We start from the raw sequence: 14,909 nt of genomic DNA on the forward strand, positions 1-14,909 counted from the left end.
TCCTATATACTAATATTTAGTTCGACATCCGTAATAAAAAGGAGTGATTCGATTGGTTAAAAGTATGCCACTGCGTTCAGAAGTACAGCTAGAAGAAACGTGGAATTTACAGGATCTTTTCAAAACTGAAGAAGCATATAACAATGCAATAATCGAGCTAGAAAAGGACGTTGAAGTATACGTTGAACAATTCAAAGGAAATATTAAGGACGCCGCTTCTGTAAATGACGCACTCAAAGGCTTTGCAGCAATTTACGAACAAATTGTTCCTGTCGGTACGTATACAAGTTTATCGTTCAGTACGGATCAGACAGATGATGAAGCACAAATGCGTTCAAGTAAATTCGGTTCTACTGCGGCAAGAATGAACAGTAAACTTTCCTTCATTGACAGCGAACTTTCCCTCTTACCTGTCGATGTATTAGAAAATGCAATGAAACAATCTGATGTGTTCAAAAATTATTTGGAGAAATTAATCCGTAAAAAGAAGTACCAATTGCATCCTGAGGTTGAAAAAACATTGGCTGCGTATTCATCAACATTCAACGCTCCTTACGGCTTGTATAATACGACGAAAATGGTCGACATGTCGTTTGATGATTTTGAAGTCGATGGAAAAATGTATCCATTAAGCTATGTATCGTTCGAAGGTGACTGGGAATCGGAAGCAGACACGGACAAGCGCCGCGCTGCGTTTGACGCATTTTCTGCAAAATTAAAAGACTACCAGCATACAACAGCAAAAACGTACGATATGCATCTTCAAACAGAAAAAACAACATCCGATTTACGTGGATATGACACGATTTTTGACTACTTATTATTCAATCAAGAAGTTGATAAATCCATGTATGACCGTCAAATTGACTTGATCACGAACGAACTTGCACCTCATATGCGTAAATATGCAAACCTTCTAAAAAAAGTCCATGGACTTGATAAAATGACTTTTGCCGATCTGAAAGTTCCACTTGATCCGACTTATGAGCCGAAGATCACAATTCAGGAATCGAAGAAGTATATAGATGACGCTCTTGCAATCATGGGCGAAGACTATGTTAACATGGTGGATCGTTCGTATAATGAACGATGGATAGATTTTGCTCAGAACAAAGGTAAATCGACGGGTGCTTTTTGTTCGAGCCCCTACGGTAACCACCCATATATTCTCATTTCATGGACCGGTAGCATGGAAGACGTATTTGTACTTGCTCACGAACTTGGTCATGCAGGTCATTTCTATAATGCGAATCGTGAGCAGAATGTATTCAATGCACGTCCATCCATGTACTTCATCGAGGCCCCTTCAACGATGAATGAAATGCTTGTTGCAAACCATTTGTTAAAAAACTCGGATGATCTCAAATTCAAACGTTGGGTCATTTCATCCATCGTTGCACGCACGTATTATCACAATTTCGTGACACATTTGTTGGAAGCTGCATATCAGAGAAAAGTGTATGAACGCATCGATTCAGGTGGTAGTGTCAATGCGGGTGTCTTAAATAACTTTAAACGCGGAGTCCTTGAAGAGTTCTGGGGGGACACTGTAGAGATTAATGAAGGTGCCGAGCTAACATGGATGCGCCAGCCCCACTATTACATGGGCTTGTATCCATACACATATAGTGCTGGACTTACGATTTCCACACAAGTGTCTAAACGTATTTTGAAAGAAGGTCTACCTGCTGTCGATGAATGGCTGGATGTCCTCAAAGCGGGCGGTACAAAATCACCTGCTGAACTCTCAAAAATGGCAGGTGTGGATATTACAACAGAACAACCATTACGTGACACAATTGCTTACATCGGTGATTTGATTGATGAACTCATCGTTTTGACGCAAGATATCGAAGCAAATGAAAAGGCGAATGTCTCACAATAAATTCAAAAAAAGCTGACGAAACCGTAATGGTCTCGCCAGCTTTTTGCTATCTATTTTGAAATTCTTATTTCATCCACTCGGGTTTACCAAAACCTTCAAAATCCGAATCAATCACTTTTTCAAATTCTGCTGACTCTACGATTTCAATAATATCTTTAGCAAATTGTTTATCGGTATTTTCCGTTTTTACTGCAACAACATTTCTGTAAATATCGAGCATATCTTCCAGAACCAACGCATCCAATAAATTCATGCTTGCAGCAAGTGCGAAGTTTCCAGGAACGGCTGCTAAATCAGTGCCATCAAGGGAGCGTGGAAGCTGTCCCGCTTCGATAGGTTGAAATACTAAGTTCTTCTTGTTCATTGTGATATCCTTTTCGGATACTTTTAATACTTCTGCATTAGGATCGAATTCAATCAGACCCACGTCTTGTAACACTAATAGAGCACGAGCCCCATTGACAGGATCGTTTGGAATGGCAATTTTTGCGCCTTCCTCAATTTCTTCGATAGACTTGAATTTATTGGAGAATATCCCCATTGGAGCTGTTGGAACGATAATCAGTGGTGACAATTCCGCTTTAGTTTCTTTCACAACATTCTCCAAGTAAGTCGTGTTCTGGAACAAGTTTGCATCAATATCACCACTTGCTAAGGAGTTGTTCGGCTGAATATAATCGCTGAACTCGACTAGTTCCACTTTATATCCTTTTTCTTCAAGTCCGGGAATAATCGCCTTTTTTAACATATCGCTGTACGGTCCTGCAGTCGAACCAAGCTTCAAGGATTTATCATCAGATGCTTCTTCTTTACCACCACAAGCGGCAAGCACTGTTCCAAGTATAATGACTACTACAACAAATAGAAACTTTTTCATAATTTTTTCTCTCCCTATCATCTTTTATCAACAACTTTTGAAATACGATCTCCTGCAAATTGAATTAGTTGTACAAAAATTATTAATATCACGACAGTGACAACCATAATCGTATTGTCGTAACGATAATAACCAAACCGGATTGCTAAATCGCCGATTCCTCCACCGCCGACAACGCCTGCCATCGCCGAATAGGCGACTAAACTAATGACTGTCATTGTCACACCTTGAATAATACTTGTTTTCGCTTCCGGCAGTAGCACATCTTTGATAATCATCCATGGCGTCGCACCTACCGCGATTGCAGCTTCAATGACACCTTTATCAATTTCACGTAGCGAAGTCTGCACGATTCTAGCAAAAAATGGAATCGCAGCAGCAGATAACGAAACGCTCGCTGCGCCAGGACCAATCGGAGTTCCTACTATTAAAATAGTCAACGGGATCAGCGCGACTAGTAAAATAATGAACGGAACAGAACGGACCATATTGACGATAAAACCGAGAACTGAATTCAATACCCTGTTCTCTAAAAACAGTCCTTTTTCCGTGGTGAACAATAGGATTCCTAACGGCAGTCCAATAACTAGCGCGATGGCAAGAGAAATACCTATCATATAAAGCGTCTCACCAAATGCTTTCGTAATATCAGGCATTAGCTCCATAACATGTTGAATATCAATTCCCATATTCAATAACCTCCACTTGGGCAGCCCGCGATGACATATAGGCAATGGCCTTTTCTATTTCGTCATCTTCCCCTTTAAGTTCCATTAAAAAAGTACCTAGAGGCATTTCTTGAATATATTCAATCGAGCCATGAAGGAAATTACCTTGTACCCTAAATTGCTGGACCATATCTGAGATAATTCCCTCGCCCGCCACATCCCCTTTAAACATAACTTTAACGAGTTGTCCCGTACACCTACTCAATATTGCTGATGGAACATCAAACGATACGACACTACTGATAAACTCCTTGGTTAATGTTTCTTGAGGGTTTGAAAAGATATCATATACTTGTCCTTCTTCAATCACTTTGCCATTTTGCATAATCGCCATTCGATCGCAAATTTCCTTCACTACATTCATCTCATGCGTAATAAGAACAATTGTAATACGCAATTCCTTATTGATTTTTTTCAAAAGCCGTAAGATTGATAGCGTTGTATTCGGATCGAGTGCGGAAGTTGCTTCATCACAAAGCAAAACGGATGGGTTATTCGCAAGCGCACGAGCAATGCCCACTCTCTGCTTTTGGCCACCACTTAACTGTGCAGGATAGACGTCACGCTTATCAGAAAGGCTGACCATTTCAAGCAACTCTGTCACCCGTGTATTTATTTTATCGGGAGATGTTTTTGCAGCTCGCAATGCAAATGCAATATTTTCAAATACAGTCTTTTGGCTGATTAAATAAAAGTGCTGAAAAATCATTCCGATTTTCAAACGCGCCAGACGAAGTTTATTTCCTTTTAGATTCATCAGATTTAAACCGTCGACTAAAATCGTTCCACTCGTTGGTTTCTCCAATAAGTTGAGGCATCTGATAAGTGAGCTTTTCCCTGCGCCCGAGTAACCGACGATTCCGAAAATCTCTCCTGTGTTTATGTCTAACGACACATTATCAACGCCGGTAACAACTCTCTCTTTTGTTGTATATACTTTCGACACGTTTTGTATTTGTATCATATAAATCTCCTCTTTCTTTAAATGGAAGTATGAAATCTCTGGATGCCTGACCATATAAAAATGCTTCTTTCATAATAAGAAAGAAGCACCGAAAAAGGTTTCAGCTCATCTTTCAGAATGAATTTCACTCTGTAGGAGTTAGCACCTTCCTTGCTTTACACAAGGGGTTGCTGGACGTCATCGGGCCTATCCCTCAGTCTCTCTTGATAAGTACCATTATATTATTGTTTTGATGATATACCATTAATAGTAGTCATTTCTAATTAATTTGTCAACCTATCATCATGCTATCCTTTTCGGAAGTATTGTCAATTAAGTTGCATTCCATGTATACTAACCTTAAAATAATAGTTTTTTACTATATAGAAAACGGGGTTATTAAATGGCACTATCAAATCGATTAAAAAACTTACCGCCGCACTTTTTCGCATCACTTGTACGAAATGTTGAAGAAGCTCTTTCGGAAGGTCGAGACGTTATTAACTTGGGGCGTGGTAACCCCGATCAACCTACTCCACCTCACATTGTAAAAGCACTTCAAGAAGCGGTTGAAGATCCAGCAACACACGGGTACTCCCCGTTCAGAGGAACGCCCGAATTAAAACAGGCGGTTGCCGACTTTTATAAGCGAGAATACGATGTTCAAATTGACCCGACAACAGAAGTCGCAATTCTATTTGGTACAAAACCCGGCTTGGTTGAGTTACCGCTTGCCATAATGAACGAAGGTGAATTACTTTTGCTTCCGGATCCTGGATATCCCGATTATTTATCAAGTGTAAGCTTGGCAAACATTAAATATGATTTAATGCCATTGGTAGCTGAGAATGATTTTTTACCTGATTATAATGCCTTAACGGAAGAACAAAAAAAACAAGCAAAATTAATGTATCTGAACTACCCGAACAATCCAACCAGCGCAACTGCCAATATACCTTTCTTCGAAGAAACGGTTGCATTGGCAAAAGCCAATGATATTGCCATCCTTCACGACTTCGCTTACGGTGGAATCGGTTTTGACGGCGTTAAGCCTGTCAGTTTCCTACAGGCGGAAGGCGCTAAAGACGTTGGCATTGAAACGTACACGTTGTCAAAGACCTATAACATGGCCGGTTGGCGGGTCGGCTTCGCTATCGGTAATGCCGATATCATAGAAGCAATCAACTTATTACAAGACCATCTATTCATTGATATTTTCCCGGCTGTTCAGCGCGCGGCTGCGGCTGCGTTAACAGGAAGCCAAGATTGTGTAGATGAACTCGTATCCCTCTACGAAGGTCGCAGAAATGTCCTAATTTCCGAATGTAGACGAATCGGTTGGGACGTCGTTGCCCCAACAGCTTCTTTCTTCGCTTGGTTGCCTGTTCCAATAGGATATACAAGTGAGTCTTTCACCAATTTACTATTGGATAAAGCGGACATTGCCGTTGCACCAGGGCACGCCTTCGGAAAACATGGCGAAGGTTATGTACGCGTAGGCTTATTAGTAGAAGAAGATCGTATAGTTGAAGCAATTGCAAGGATTGAAAAACTCGGTCTATTTTCTTAATGATTATTGTGTATGTTGAAATATAGAATCATTTTAACTTCGCTTGCGCTAAGGAATGGCTCTGGCTGCCCTTGAATGGAGCCTATGCACAGTTTATACACCGTATTCACTATTTCCACTCATCTAATTACCAAAGTAAGGGATCAAAACTTGTGTAGTTTTGATCCCTTACTTTTATGTTAATTCATATTAAAATTTAATGTTATCCGGGTCTGGACCAACTCGATGATTCTTATTCAAACTATCGATGCGTGCCATATCTTCTGCTGTTAACTTGAAATCGAACACGGTAGCGTTTTCGGCGATGCGATGTTCTTTCGTAGATTTCGGAATTGTGATAACGCCATTTTGTAAGTCCCAGCGTAAAATGACTTGGGCTATGGATTTACCATATTTATCGGCAATTTCTTGAAGTTCCGTATTATCGAGCAACCCTCCCTGCATAAGCGGAGACCATGCTTCCAATTGAATATCATGTTGTCGGCAAAATGCATGCAGTTCTTTTTGTGTCAAACGTGGATGATATTCCACTTGGTTTAGCATCGGTTTAATTTCCGCATCTTTCATCAAATCTTCCAGGTGATGAATCTGGAAGTTACTTACACCGATTGCTTTAACCCGACCATCCTTATAAAGGGTTTCCATTGCGCGCCATGCTTCTTTATATTTACCAGCTACTGGCCAATGAATTAGGTATAAATCCAAATATTCTACACCTAGTTTAGTTAAGCTTTCTTCATAAGCTGCGATTGTCGTTTCGTACCCCAACTCTGAATTCCAGACTTTTGATGTGATGAATAGATCTTCTCTTGCAACTCCAGATTCCGCCATTGCTTGACGAACACCTTGTCCCACGCCAACTTCATTGCCATAAATCGCGGCTGTATCGATACTGCGATAGCCATGTGTAATTGCAGTTTTCACTGCATTCACCAGTTCTTGTCCCTCTTTAACTTTAAATACCCCAAGACCCAACCAAGGCATTTTCACGCCATTTTGCAATTTTGTTGTTGATTGTAAGTTGTTCATAATTCAATTCCCTCCAATGTTGTAATTACCACTATATTGCAATCATTTCTCATCTAAAATTGCTTCCTTATTCAGGATGTACCTAGTTTTTGCTGATCTTTCCTTTCCAGCGCTCCGCTGATTCCTGTTAATAGTGCGGCAACCAGTACCATTGTCCCTCCAATCCAAGCCGTATGAATAAGCCCGATTGAATCTGTTACTACTCCGCCTGCGTAGGCACCTATAGCAATTCCCGCATTAAATGCAGCTATGTTCATTGCGGAGGCTATGTCTACTGCACCTGGCACAAAACGTTCGGCTAACATGACGACATACACTTGAAGTCCCGAAACGTTCATAAATGCAAACAAGCCCATGAAAATTATTGTGATAAGACCTGCGACCTTAAATGGTACCGTAAACGTCAAAACAATAAGCACAATTGCCTGGGCAATAAACATATAGAATAGCGAGCCGATCGGGTTTTTATTTGATAGTTTTCCGCCTATCATATTACCGATTGCAATCGCGATTCCATAAACAAGTAAAATCATCACGATTGTTCCTTGTTTAAATCCTGTTATCGTTTGAAGCATCGGTGATAAGTATGTGAATACGACAAATGTTCCTCCGTACCCAAGTGCCGTAATCGTCAATACTAGCAATATCCGACTATTTGTCACGAGCTTGACTTGGTTCCGAATAGATGTGGGTTTGCTTTGACGTAAATCGGATGGTACAAGAATACTATTCGCAATTAACCCTATAATCCCTATAATTACGATTGCCACAAAAGCATAGCGCCAACCAAATTGCTGTCCAATAAATGTACCGAATGGAACTCCTGTAATCGTAGCAACTGTGAGTCCTGTAAACATGATTGAAATTGCGCTTGCTCTGCGATTTTCGGGAACGACGTCAGCGGCAATCGTCGATCCAATCGACATAAATACACCGTGTGAAAATGCAGAAATGACACGGGCAAGCAGTAAGACCGAAACACTTGATGCACTTGCCGCGATGCCGTTCCCTATAATAAAGACTACCATAATCCACAGCAGTAATGATTTCCGCGGCATTCTAGAAGTGAGTGACGTTAAAATTGGCGCACCAACCATTACGCCTAGTGCATAGAGCGAAACAGTCAGCCCAGCTGTTGTAACCGATATATCGAGATCTTGAGAAATCAGCGGCAATAGCCCCACACTGATAAACTCCGTTGTTCCAATTGCAAATGCACTGACAGCTAAGGCAAGCAGTGCAAACATACTTCTCTTTTTATCTAAAGTCATTCTTTTCCTTTCCTTTCTATTCCCACGTTATATGATTAAATCGACGAAGAGCTAAAATTTATATCGTGTAACCCACCGCTTATGTTAGTATGATTCACAAGGGTCATAAAGAAAAGTACGCACTTTAAAGTGCTGTAGGTACCAATTAGTGATATAGGTACTTTTAGGTTCCTATAGAGGAGGATTATAATGACAAAAAAGAAGTATAATATATCTGTCGAAGCGACATTAGAAGTGATTGGCGGAAAGTGGAAATGTGTGATCCTCTGCCATTTAACTCATGGTAAAAAACGAACCAATGAATTGAAACGACTCATGCCTGATATTACGCAAAAAATGTTAACGCAACAATTGCGTGAACTGGAAGCGGATGGCGTTATTAACCGGATTGCATACAACCAGGTTCCCCCGAAAGTGGAGTATGAGCTAAGTGAATATGGTTTAAGTTTAGGGAGCATTTTGGATGCGCTATGTGCATGGGGTGATGTTCATATCACGAAGGTATATGGAGATAAATTTTCTGTCCTAGGTGATAGCGTTTTGAACGATAAGCTGAGATAACTGACTGCATAAAAAAGAGATTCCATTCACACGGAATCTCTTTTTCCACTTTGCGGGGAGGTTATTTTCAACTGCATTATTTTCATTGTCATAACATCTCTGCCCTTCTTTGTGGTGCGTTAAAAATCACTCTTTATGATTTTTTCAAGCTCACCATAATCCTGATTATAGCGAATCTCTTCTATTTTACCTTCCTCGGGTAATACTGCAAGGCCCGTTATCTCGGCTTTCTTTTTGTTGCCGCCCTCTTTTTTATACTTTACATGAACCGTAAAGCCGTAATCACTGGGCCGATCCTCGCTTTGTTCCACATCAATCTTGTCGACAGTAATTTGATAGCCTGAGTTATCAGCTGCAACTTGATAATTCAAAGGGTAAATTAGAATGTGTCTGTCATATCCTAATTCGGTGAAATGCGGTCCGTATATCTTCTCCAGATAGTTGGTGAACTCTGTATCATCCGGCGGTGTATCCGGATTGTTGCGTTGTTGTTTTATCAAATCGTTAAAAATTCTAGTAAATTCCTTGTCGGGAGCAGTAAATTCATGTTCAAGTACAGTTTGAATGGCAACCTTATTTTTGTCTTCTGGTTCCGTTACCGAACATGCTGCAATCAGCAATGAAAAAAGTGCGAGGGAAAGCAATAATCCGATATCTCGATGTTTGTTTCCCCTTTGAGTGGTAGATGGATCCCTCCTAAAGAATTTACGATACATAAAGTCAACTCCCCGTATAATGTATGGTCAATTTATTTCACAAAGATAGTATCTACTCTTTATTAGCCACAGCTTCAAACGTTATTGCCTGTTTTGGGTTCACCGGATACTCCCCAAAATTATAGTCCGAAGAAATTGTGATATTTTCAAACCCTATATCTTCTAAGATTAGTTTGAATTCTTCTATTCCATACCAGCGTAAAGGAAATTGTTCAAGTTCGGTTTGTAAAAGCGTACCGTTACGCCATTTCTCATATCGCCCATGCGCTATTGAGTACTGATGGATATAGTCAATTTCAACAGTTTTTTTTTCCAATGTGATACTATCACCGTTTGCACATTCCCAAGTTCTAGTCGAGACTTTGCCTATCGTGACATCGGACTGCATAAATAAATCAACAATTAACCTTCCACCATCTGTAAGATGATGGTGAAAGTTTTTCAACGCTTCAATAGACTCCTCTCTTTTATGCAGTAACAAAAATGTACCCGCAGGGATAATTATGGCATCATATTTCTGACTTAATGAAAATGACTCCATATCTCCTTCGAAAAGGTTAGGAGTTAGACTCCTTTTTTCGCAGTTGGTACGACAGATAGTTAACATATCAGCCGAACTGTCAAATCCATCAACCTTAAATCCTTTTTCCATAAGTGGTATCAAGATTCGACCTGTACCGCTGGCGGGTTCGAGAATACGCCCTGTGCAAGAATCTAATCTATTTAAATAATATTCCACATCCCCGAATGAATGCCCTACAGGTTTGTCTAAATCATAGACTTCAGAGGATAACTTACTATAATAACTTAACAATTTACTTCTCCTTTCAACTTCCACACTTATTTACCATCAAATACAATTATTTTTAAATACTCCAACTATTTAAATGTATAGGTGACGGTATATTTAAGAACTAATCGCCTATAGCACATTAAAATGGTGATTTTTATTTTAACTTAATAAGATACTTTCGTACGGCAGTGCTAAATTTCACATTTATTCCCCTACAAAACCAAGCTGTACAGAATTCGTAATTTTTTGATAACCAATTTCCTGGTAGATTTTGTTCGATGTCTGATTCAATAAATCTGTATAAAGAACGCAGAACTTATATTCTTTAAGAAGTTCTTGTGTTCCAGTAGCAACCATCGTCCGGGCATAGCCTTTTTTTCTCTCTTCCCGAGGTGTAAATACGAGAGACACTGTAACGCCATGATTTGTCGGGCGCGCTTTTTTCATCATTGATACGACTTTCCCGCCATCCTCCCACAAAAACACTTCCTGTTCTTCTACAAATGATGCAACTCGTTTTTTTACATCTGCTTCAGCAGAAGATGGTAATTCTGCATCTTCTTCAAACAAGTTGTACCACTTTTCAATTAGCGGACAGTCATCTTTATCTGCAAAACGCCAGGAACCCGGGCTGTGCTTTAATGACTCATTTACGTTATCCAGTCGGTATATTCCTTGATCCATCAACAATTTATGAGTCATACCTATTTTCGCTTCCCATTTCTTTGCAAAAAAGTATGCCCATGGTTTCAAACTAATGATAGAACTAATTTCGATTCCAAGTTCCATTAATTCTCTAATTAACAAATCCATACATTCTTCCAACCTGTCTTCATCGGTAAAAACAAGGTTTAAAGGATGTGGAGGTGTCATTTGAAATAGTGCTAGCACTTCCCCATCCTCTTCAATTATTGCCATGAAGGGGTTTTCATACCTTCCTGCTTTGATAGCATTCAACACCCCTAGAAAAAGACTGTAGACATCTTCTTCTTTAAATAAAGTCGGTTCCGCTTTTAATGCGAATTCATTCACGTCTGTAAATTGCTTCAATTCCATTCCCACCAACTCCATTCACAGTAATTAGTTTCTTCGAAATCTTATGCCAATTTTACCATAAACGACCAGCACACTGTAGCGTAGTTTGAAATCCATTGATTAGAGGAAAGCTTTAAAGATTGAGTCTGACCAGTAAAGGGAGATGAAAACCATATTTGACTTTTGTCCAAAAGCATTGACGGAGGAACCAACCCCTAATCAGCTTGTAGATTGTAAGTTATGCGGTTTATATGAACACGGAACACGGATGGTCTGGGGTGAAGGTAATCCGAATGCGCCCATTATGATTATTCTCGATAATCCCGGAGCACGTGAGGACCGTGAAGGTGAGGAATTTCTTTGCGGGACACGGCAAACTCTACAAGAAGTTGCCAGCGAGGCAGGCTTAAAATTAGATGATTTGTATGTCACTTTTATCTTGAAAAGAAAACCCGTGCGCGCCTATGAAAAAGAGGTAACCCGTCAAATCTGTATGCAACATTTAGATCAACAGCTTACAGAAAAGAAACCCAGTCTAATTCTTTGCTTGGGAAATGTGGCGGTCCAATCTTTTTTTCAAAATATCGAAGCCGATGTGAAGTCATTACGGGGTAGTTGGCATGATGTACGAGGATTTCAGACGGCCGTCGCTTACCATCCACTTGCTGTTAGACGTCGACCTAACTTACGTTCATTATTTTTACAGGACTTGAAGTTCGTTGCAGAACGGTATGGTGATTTAGTTCGGTAATAGGCACCCTTTCAAATAATAATCTATTCATCCAACTCACTATAAATACAAAAAAGACATGCACCAGCTAAGATGCATGACCTTTTCTATGTATAATGAGTACTTCTCATTCATATTCACCAAAGCATCGGTTTTTGAACCATGAGCCAAAGCATAATCAGCATAAGACCAATATATATCCAAGAAGTTGTATTCAAACGATTAAGTATTTTATTTTTATCAATATCCGGATTTTTAAATTTCCGTAAAACAATTGTAAATCCTTTGGCCAGAAAAACTCCAGATAAAAGCATTACTGCAAGCGTCAAAATTACCCATGATGTATACCATGGCCAAGGTCCAAATATTAATAAGAGGGCACCGGTGTAGACAAGAGAATGTCCTGCATGCATGACGATGCGGATGATGACGTTGATAACGGATAAATAAGTTTCCTCTATTACAGTTTCAACGTCACGCAATCGCTTAATAATCGGCATTAATATAAATAATGGACCTATGGCGAGGACAGCACTGATAACGTGCAGAAAGACAATCGCACCATAGATTCCCGAATTCATTCAGAACGTCATTTCGCCACGGGGCTGTATTCATGCACCCATACGCTCATCGTCGGTATCCATGGCATTTTATCATGCATCGCAAGAATGGATTGTTTATATTCCTCCATCGATGTGTAGCCCTCTTGCTTTGCATTTTCGTCCGTCATTTCACCAAGCGTCTGTGAATATATTGCATCTACTTTGAACTCTTTACCTTCGAGTACCATTATTTCACCAAGATCTGCATAAACGCCATTACGACGTGTAGCCGTCTTTTCGCCATTTATCACTTTCTCAACGTCTTTTGGAATCGTAACAAGCCTCTCAATCGAACATGTTTTTTCAGGAATTCTAACATTTGATTGTTCACTCATGTAAATCGCCTCATTTCATAAAATAACAACTCCCTCTATCATAACTATTCCGAGCGAAATTAGCGAGACTTCTGGTCACCGATACTAAAATAAAGACAAAATAGGCCCAGTATCCAGGTAACCGGATACTGAGCCTTCACTTATCAGTAATTAAATCTGTTTCAACAAATTCGCCATCTCAATTGCAGAATTCCCTGAATCCCATCCTTTATTTCCAGCTTTCGTTCCTGCCCGTTCAATTGCTTGTTCAATTGTATCCGTCGTCAAGACACCGAAGATGACTGGGATGCCTTCCTGCAGATTGATGGCTGCGACTCCTTTAGCAACTTCATTACAAACAAAGTCAAAATGCGGTGTTGATCCGCGTATGACTGTGCCAAGTGTGATAACAGCATCATACTTGCCGGAAGCAGCCATTTTCTTCGCGATTAGCGGGATTTCATAAGCACCCGGTACCCACGCAACAGCAATATCACTTTCATCCACTCCGTGACGATGCAATGCATCTTCCGCTCCGCTCAATAATTTACCAGTGATGAAATCATTGAATCTAGCAACGACGATACCGATTTTAAGCCCTGTTCCAATTAAATGTCCTTCATAAATTGTTCCCATTATTATTTCCCCCTCAACTATTTAGTATATGGCCCATTTTACTTTTCTTTGTGTCCATATACGCTTTATTTGATTCTTTTACTGGCATTTCGATTTGAATACGCTCCGTTACTTCCAAGCCATGTCCACCCAGACCGGCGATTTTACGCGGGTTGTTCGTCAAAAGATGAATTGTTGTTAAACCGAGTTCCCGTAGGATTTGTGCGCCGATTCCGTAATCTCGGAGGTCATCCGGGAATCCTAATTTTTCATTAGCCTCAACCGTGTCGTATCCTTCTTCTTGTAGCTTGTATGCTTTCATTTTATTGACAAGACTGATGCCCCGCACTTCCTGACGCATATACAGCAGGACGCCTCTTCCGGTTTTTTCAATCTGCGTGAGTGCTGCCTGAAGTTGAGGGCCGCAATCACATCGGCATGAGCCAAAGACATCGCCTGTCAAACATTCCGAATGAACGCGGACTAGTACATTTTCAGCATTTTCAATATCACCCTTTATCAAAGCAATATGTTCATGCCCGGTTTCTGTTTCTTTAAAAGCGACTGCTTTGAAATTACCATAATCCGTAGGCAAATCAATATCCACGATACGCTCGACAAGTTTTTCAGTTTTTCGGCGATAAGCAATCAGTTCCTGAATCGTTAAAATTACAAGGTCATATTTATCCGCGATTTCTTTTAGCTGTGGCCCTCTAGCCATCGTTCCATCGACATTCATAATTTCAACTATCACACCCACCGGCTCTGACCCAGCAAGCTTCGCAAGGTCGACCGCCGCTTCTGTATGACCTGACCTTTTTAAGACACCGCCAGCCTTGGCAATCAATGGGAAAATATGACCGGGTCTTGTGAAATCAGTCGGTCTGGCTTCACTCCCCAGCATCTTCAACACGGTTTCTGATCGTTCAAATGCAGAAATACCAGTGTGACACTGCGCGTGATCGATGCTTATCGTGAAAGCTGTTCCGTTTACATCGGTATTATTATTTGTCATAAGTCCAAGATCAAGCTGTTGGGATTTCTCTTCATCTATCGGCACGCAAATCAATCCACGACCTTCAGTCGCCATGAAATTAATCATTTCCGGCGTTGCAAATTCACCAAGCGCAACAAAGTCCCCTTCATTTTCGCGATCCTCGTCGTCAACAACAATTATCGCTTTTCCTTTTTTCAGATCTTCGATTGCTTTTTCTACGGTAGTGTACATCTTTTTTCCTCC

Annotated in this window: 16 protein-coding genes and 1 riboswitch; of the genes, 4 read left to right on the plus strand and 12 right to left on the minus strand. The window is 40.3% G+C overall.

The window, feature by feature from the left end; genetic code table 11:
- The first annotated feature begins 64 nt into the window (after positions 1-64).
- Complete coding sequence (gene pepF / locus AC25Y6_RS05120; RefSeq protein WP_482105171.1) at positions 65-1,885, plus strand: oligoendopeptidase F; 1,821 nt, start codon at positions 65-67, stop codon at positions 1,883-1,885.
- Between the two features lie 64 nt (positions 1,886-1,949).
- On the opposite strand, the gene AC25Y6_RS05125 is transcribed toward pepF, so the two are convergent.
- The 3 genes from AC25Y6_RS05125 to AC25Y6_RS05135 are packed head-to-tail and all read right to left on the minus strand — an operon-like array spanning position 1,950 to position 4,454.
- Positions 1,950-2,762: a MetQ/NlpA family ABC transporter substrate-binding protein gene (locus AC25Y6_RS05125; RefSeq protein ID WP_488142240.1), complete on the minus strand. Its 813-nt coding sequence runs from the start codon at positions 2,760-2,762 to the stop codon at positions 1,950-1,952.
- Between the two features lie 17 nt (positions 2,763-2,779).
- Complete coding sequence (locus AC25Y6_RS05130) at positions 2,780-3,451, minus strand: methionine ABC transporter permease (protein WP_488142241.1); 672 nt, start codon at positions 3,449-3,451, stop codon at positions 2,780-2,782.
- Complete coding sequence (locus AC25Y6_RS05135; protein ID WP_488142242.1) at positions 3,441-4,454, minus strand: methionine ABC transporter ATP-binding protein; 1,014 nt, start codon at positions 4,452-4,454, stop codon at positions 3,441-3,443. The genes AC25Y6_RS05130 and AC25Y6_RS05135 overlap by 11 nt, the downstream gene beginning before the upstream one ends.
- Positions 4,455-4,556: 102 nt before the next feature.
- Positions 4,557-4,667, minus strand: a riboswitch (SAM riboswitch).
- Positions 4,668-4,836: 169 nt separating this feature from the next.
- Here AC25Y6_RS05135 and AC25Y6_RS05140 point away from each other — a divergent pair.
- Positions 4,837-6,003, plus strand: coding sequence for an aminotransferase class I/II-fold pyridoxal phosphate-dependent enzyme (locus AC25Y6_RS05140; RefSeq protein ID WP_488142243.1), 1,167 nt, complete (start codon positions 4,837-4,839; stop codon positions 6,001-6,003).
- A gap of 189 nt (positions 6,004-6,192) precedes the next feature.
- Here the strand turns inward: AC25Y6_RS05140 and AC25Y6_RS05145 are convergent, their stop codons facing one another.
- On the minus strand, positions 6,193-7,035 hold the full coding sequence (locus AC25Y6_RS05145; protein WP_488142326.1) for an aldo/keto reductase: 843 nt from the start codon (positions 7,033-7,035) through the stop codon (positions 6,193-6,195).
- Positions 7,036-7,103: 68 nt separating this feature from the next.
- Positions 7,104-8,303 carry an MFS transporter gene (locus AC25Y6_RS05150; protein ID WP_488142244.1) on the minus strand — a complete coding sequence of 400 codons (1,200 nt, stop codon included), beginning with the start codon at positions 8,301-8,303 and terminating at the stop codon, positions 7,104-7,106.
- A gap of 189 nt (positions 8,304-8,492) precedes the next feature.
- On the opposite strand from AC25Y6_RS05150, the gene AC25Y6_RS05155 reads away from it, so the two are divergent.
- The gene (locus AC25Y6_RS05155) at positions 8,493-8,864 is read left to right on the plus strand and encodes a winged helix-turn-helix transcriptional regulator (protein ID WP_482099897.1); all 372 of its coding nucleotides are present in this window, start codon (positions 8,493-8,495) and stop codon (positions 8,862-8,864) included.
- 119 nt (positions 8,865-8,983) lie between these two features.
- Here AC25Y6_RS05155 and AC25Y6_RS05160 read toward each other — a convergent pair whose 3' ends face one another.
- From AC25Y6_RS05160 to AC25Y6_RS05170, 3 genes are all read right to left on the minus strand, one after another.
- Positions 8,984-9,580 carry a hypothetical protein gene (locus tag AC25Y6_RS05160; RefSeq protein ID WP_488142245.1) on the minus strand — a complete coding sequence of 199 codons (597 nt, stop codon included), beginning with the start codon at positions 9,578-9,580 and terminating at the stop codon, positions 8,984-8,986.
- A gap of 52 nt (positions 9,581-9,632) precedes the next feature.
- Positions 9,633-10,394, minus strand: coding sequence for a class I SAM-dependent methyltransferase (locus tag AC25Y6_RS05165; protein ID WP_488142246.1), 762 nt, complete (start codon positions 10,392-10,394; stop codon positions 9,633-9,635).
- 183 nt (positions 10,395-10,577) lie between these two features.
- Positions 10,578-11,429 (minus strand): GNAT family N-acetyltransferase, encoded by an 852-nt coding sequence (locus tag AC25Y6_RS05170; RefSeq protein WP_488142247.1) that lies wholly within the window; start codon positions 11,427-11,429, stop codon positions 10,578-10,580.
- Between the two features lie 142 nt (positions 11,430-11,571).
- Between AC25Y6_RS05170 and AC25Y6_RS05175 the strand changes: the two genes are divergently transcribed.
- Entirely contained in the window at positions 11,572-12,159 is a 588-nt protein-coding gene (locus AC25Y6_RS05175) for a uracil-DNA glycosylase (RefSeq protein WP_488142248.1), read from the plus strand.
- A gap of 116 nt (positions 12,160-12,275) precedes the next feature.
- On the opposite strand, the gene AC25Y6_RS05180 is transcribed toward AC25Y6_RS05175, so the two are convergent.
- From AC25Y6_RS05180 to AC25Y6_RS05195, 4 genes are all read right to left on the minus strand, one after another.
- A complete protein-coding gene (locus AC25Y6_RS05180) occupies positions 12,276-12,719 on the minus strand; it encodes a hypothetical protein (RefSeq protein WP_488142249.1) in 444 nt (147 codons plus the stop codon).
- Positions 12,720-12,727: 8 nt separating this feature from the next.
- Positions 12,728-13,075, minus strand: a complete 348-nt coding sequence (locus AC25Y6_RS05185; RefSeq protein WP_488142250.1) for an ASCH domain-containing protein — start codon at positions 13,073-13,075, stop codon at positions 12,728-12,730.
- 150 nt (positions 13,076-13,225) lie between these two features.
- On the minus strand, positions 13,226-13,690 hold the full coding sequence (ribH, locus tag AC25Y6_RS05190) for a 6,7-dimethyl-8-ribityllumazine synthase (RefSeq protein WP_482099903.1): 465 nt from the start codon (positions 13,688-13,690) through the stop codon (positions 13,226-13,228).
- Between the two features lie 13 nt (positions 13,691-13,703).
- Positions 13,704-14,897 carry a bifunctional 3,4-dihydroxy-2-butanone-4-phosphate synthase/GTP cyclohydrolase II gene (locus AC25Y6_RS05195; protein WP_488142251.1) on the minus strand — a complete coding sequence of 398 codons (1,194 nt, stop codon included), beginning with the start codon at positions 14,895-14,897 and terminating at the stop codon, positions 13,704-13,706.
- Positions 14,898-14,909 lie beyond the last annotated feature (12 nt).

The organism is Sporosarcina sp. Y1004 (assembly GCF_057669665.1).

What these genes read in the sequence shown, in the direction of transcription:
- AC25Y6_RS05135 (WP_488142242.1), bottom strand. Translation starts at nt 4,454, where the DNA reads ATGATACAAATACAAAACGTGTCGAAAGTATATACAACAAAAGAGAGA.
- AC25Y6_RS05155 (WP_482099897.1), top strand. Translation starts at nt 8,493, where the DNA reads ATGACAAAAAAGAAGTATAATATATCTGTCGAAGCGACATTAGAAGTG.
- AC25Y6_RS05150 (WP_488142244.1), bottom strand. Translation starts at nt 8,303, where the DNA reads ATGACTTTAGATAAAAAGAGAAGTATGTTTGCACTGCTTGCCTTAGCT.
- AC25Y6_RS05180 (WP_488142249.1), bottom strand. Translation starts at nt 12,719, where the DNA reads ATGAATTCGGGAATCTATGGTGCGATTGTCTTTCTGCACGTTATCAGT.
- pepF (WP_482105171.1), top strand. Translation starts at nt 65, where the DNA reads ATGCCACTGCGTTCAGAAGTACAGCTAGAAGAAACGTGGAATTTACAG.
- AC25Y6_RS05195 (WP_488142251.1), bottom strand. Translation starts at nt 14,897, where the DNA reads ATGTACACTACCGTAGAAAAAGCAATCGAAGATCTGAAAAAAGGAAAA.
- AC25Y6_RS05175 (WP_488142248.1), top strand. Translation starts at nt 11,572, where the DNA reads ATGAAAACCATATTTGACTTTTGTCCAAAAGCATTGACGGAGGAACCA.
- AC25Y6_RS05185 (WP_488142250.1), bottom strand. Translation starts at nt 13,075, where the DNA reads ATGAGTGAACAATCAAATGTTAGAATTCCTGAAAAAACATGTTCGATT.
- AC25Y6_RS05130 (WP_488142241.1), bottom strand. Translation starts at nt 3,451, where the DNA reads ATGGGAATTGATATTCAACATGTTATGGAGCTAATGCCTGATATTACG.
- AC25Y6_RS05125 (WP_488142240.1), bottom strand. Translation starts at nt 2,762, where the DNA reads ATGAAAAAGTTTCTATTTGTTGTAGTAGTCATTATACTTGGAACAGTG.
- AC25Y6_RS05140 (WP_488142243.1), top strand. Translation starts at nt 4,837, where the DNA reads ATGGCACTATCAAATCGATTAAAAAACTTACCGCCGCACTTTTTCGCA.
- AC25Y6_RS05160 (WP_488142245.1), bottom strand. Translation starts at nt 9,580, where the DNA reads ATGTATCGTAAATTCTTTAGGAGGGATCCATCTACCACTCAAAGGGGA.
- AC25Y6_RS05170 (WP_488142247.1), bottom strand. Translation starts at nt 11,429, where the DNA reads ATGGAATTGAAGCAATTTACAGACGTGAATGAATTCGCATTAAAAGCG.
- ribH (WP_482099903.1), bottom strand. Translation starts at nt 13,690, where the DNA reads ATGGGAACAATTTATGAAGGACATTTAATTGGAACAGGGCTTAAAATC.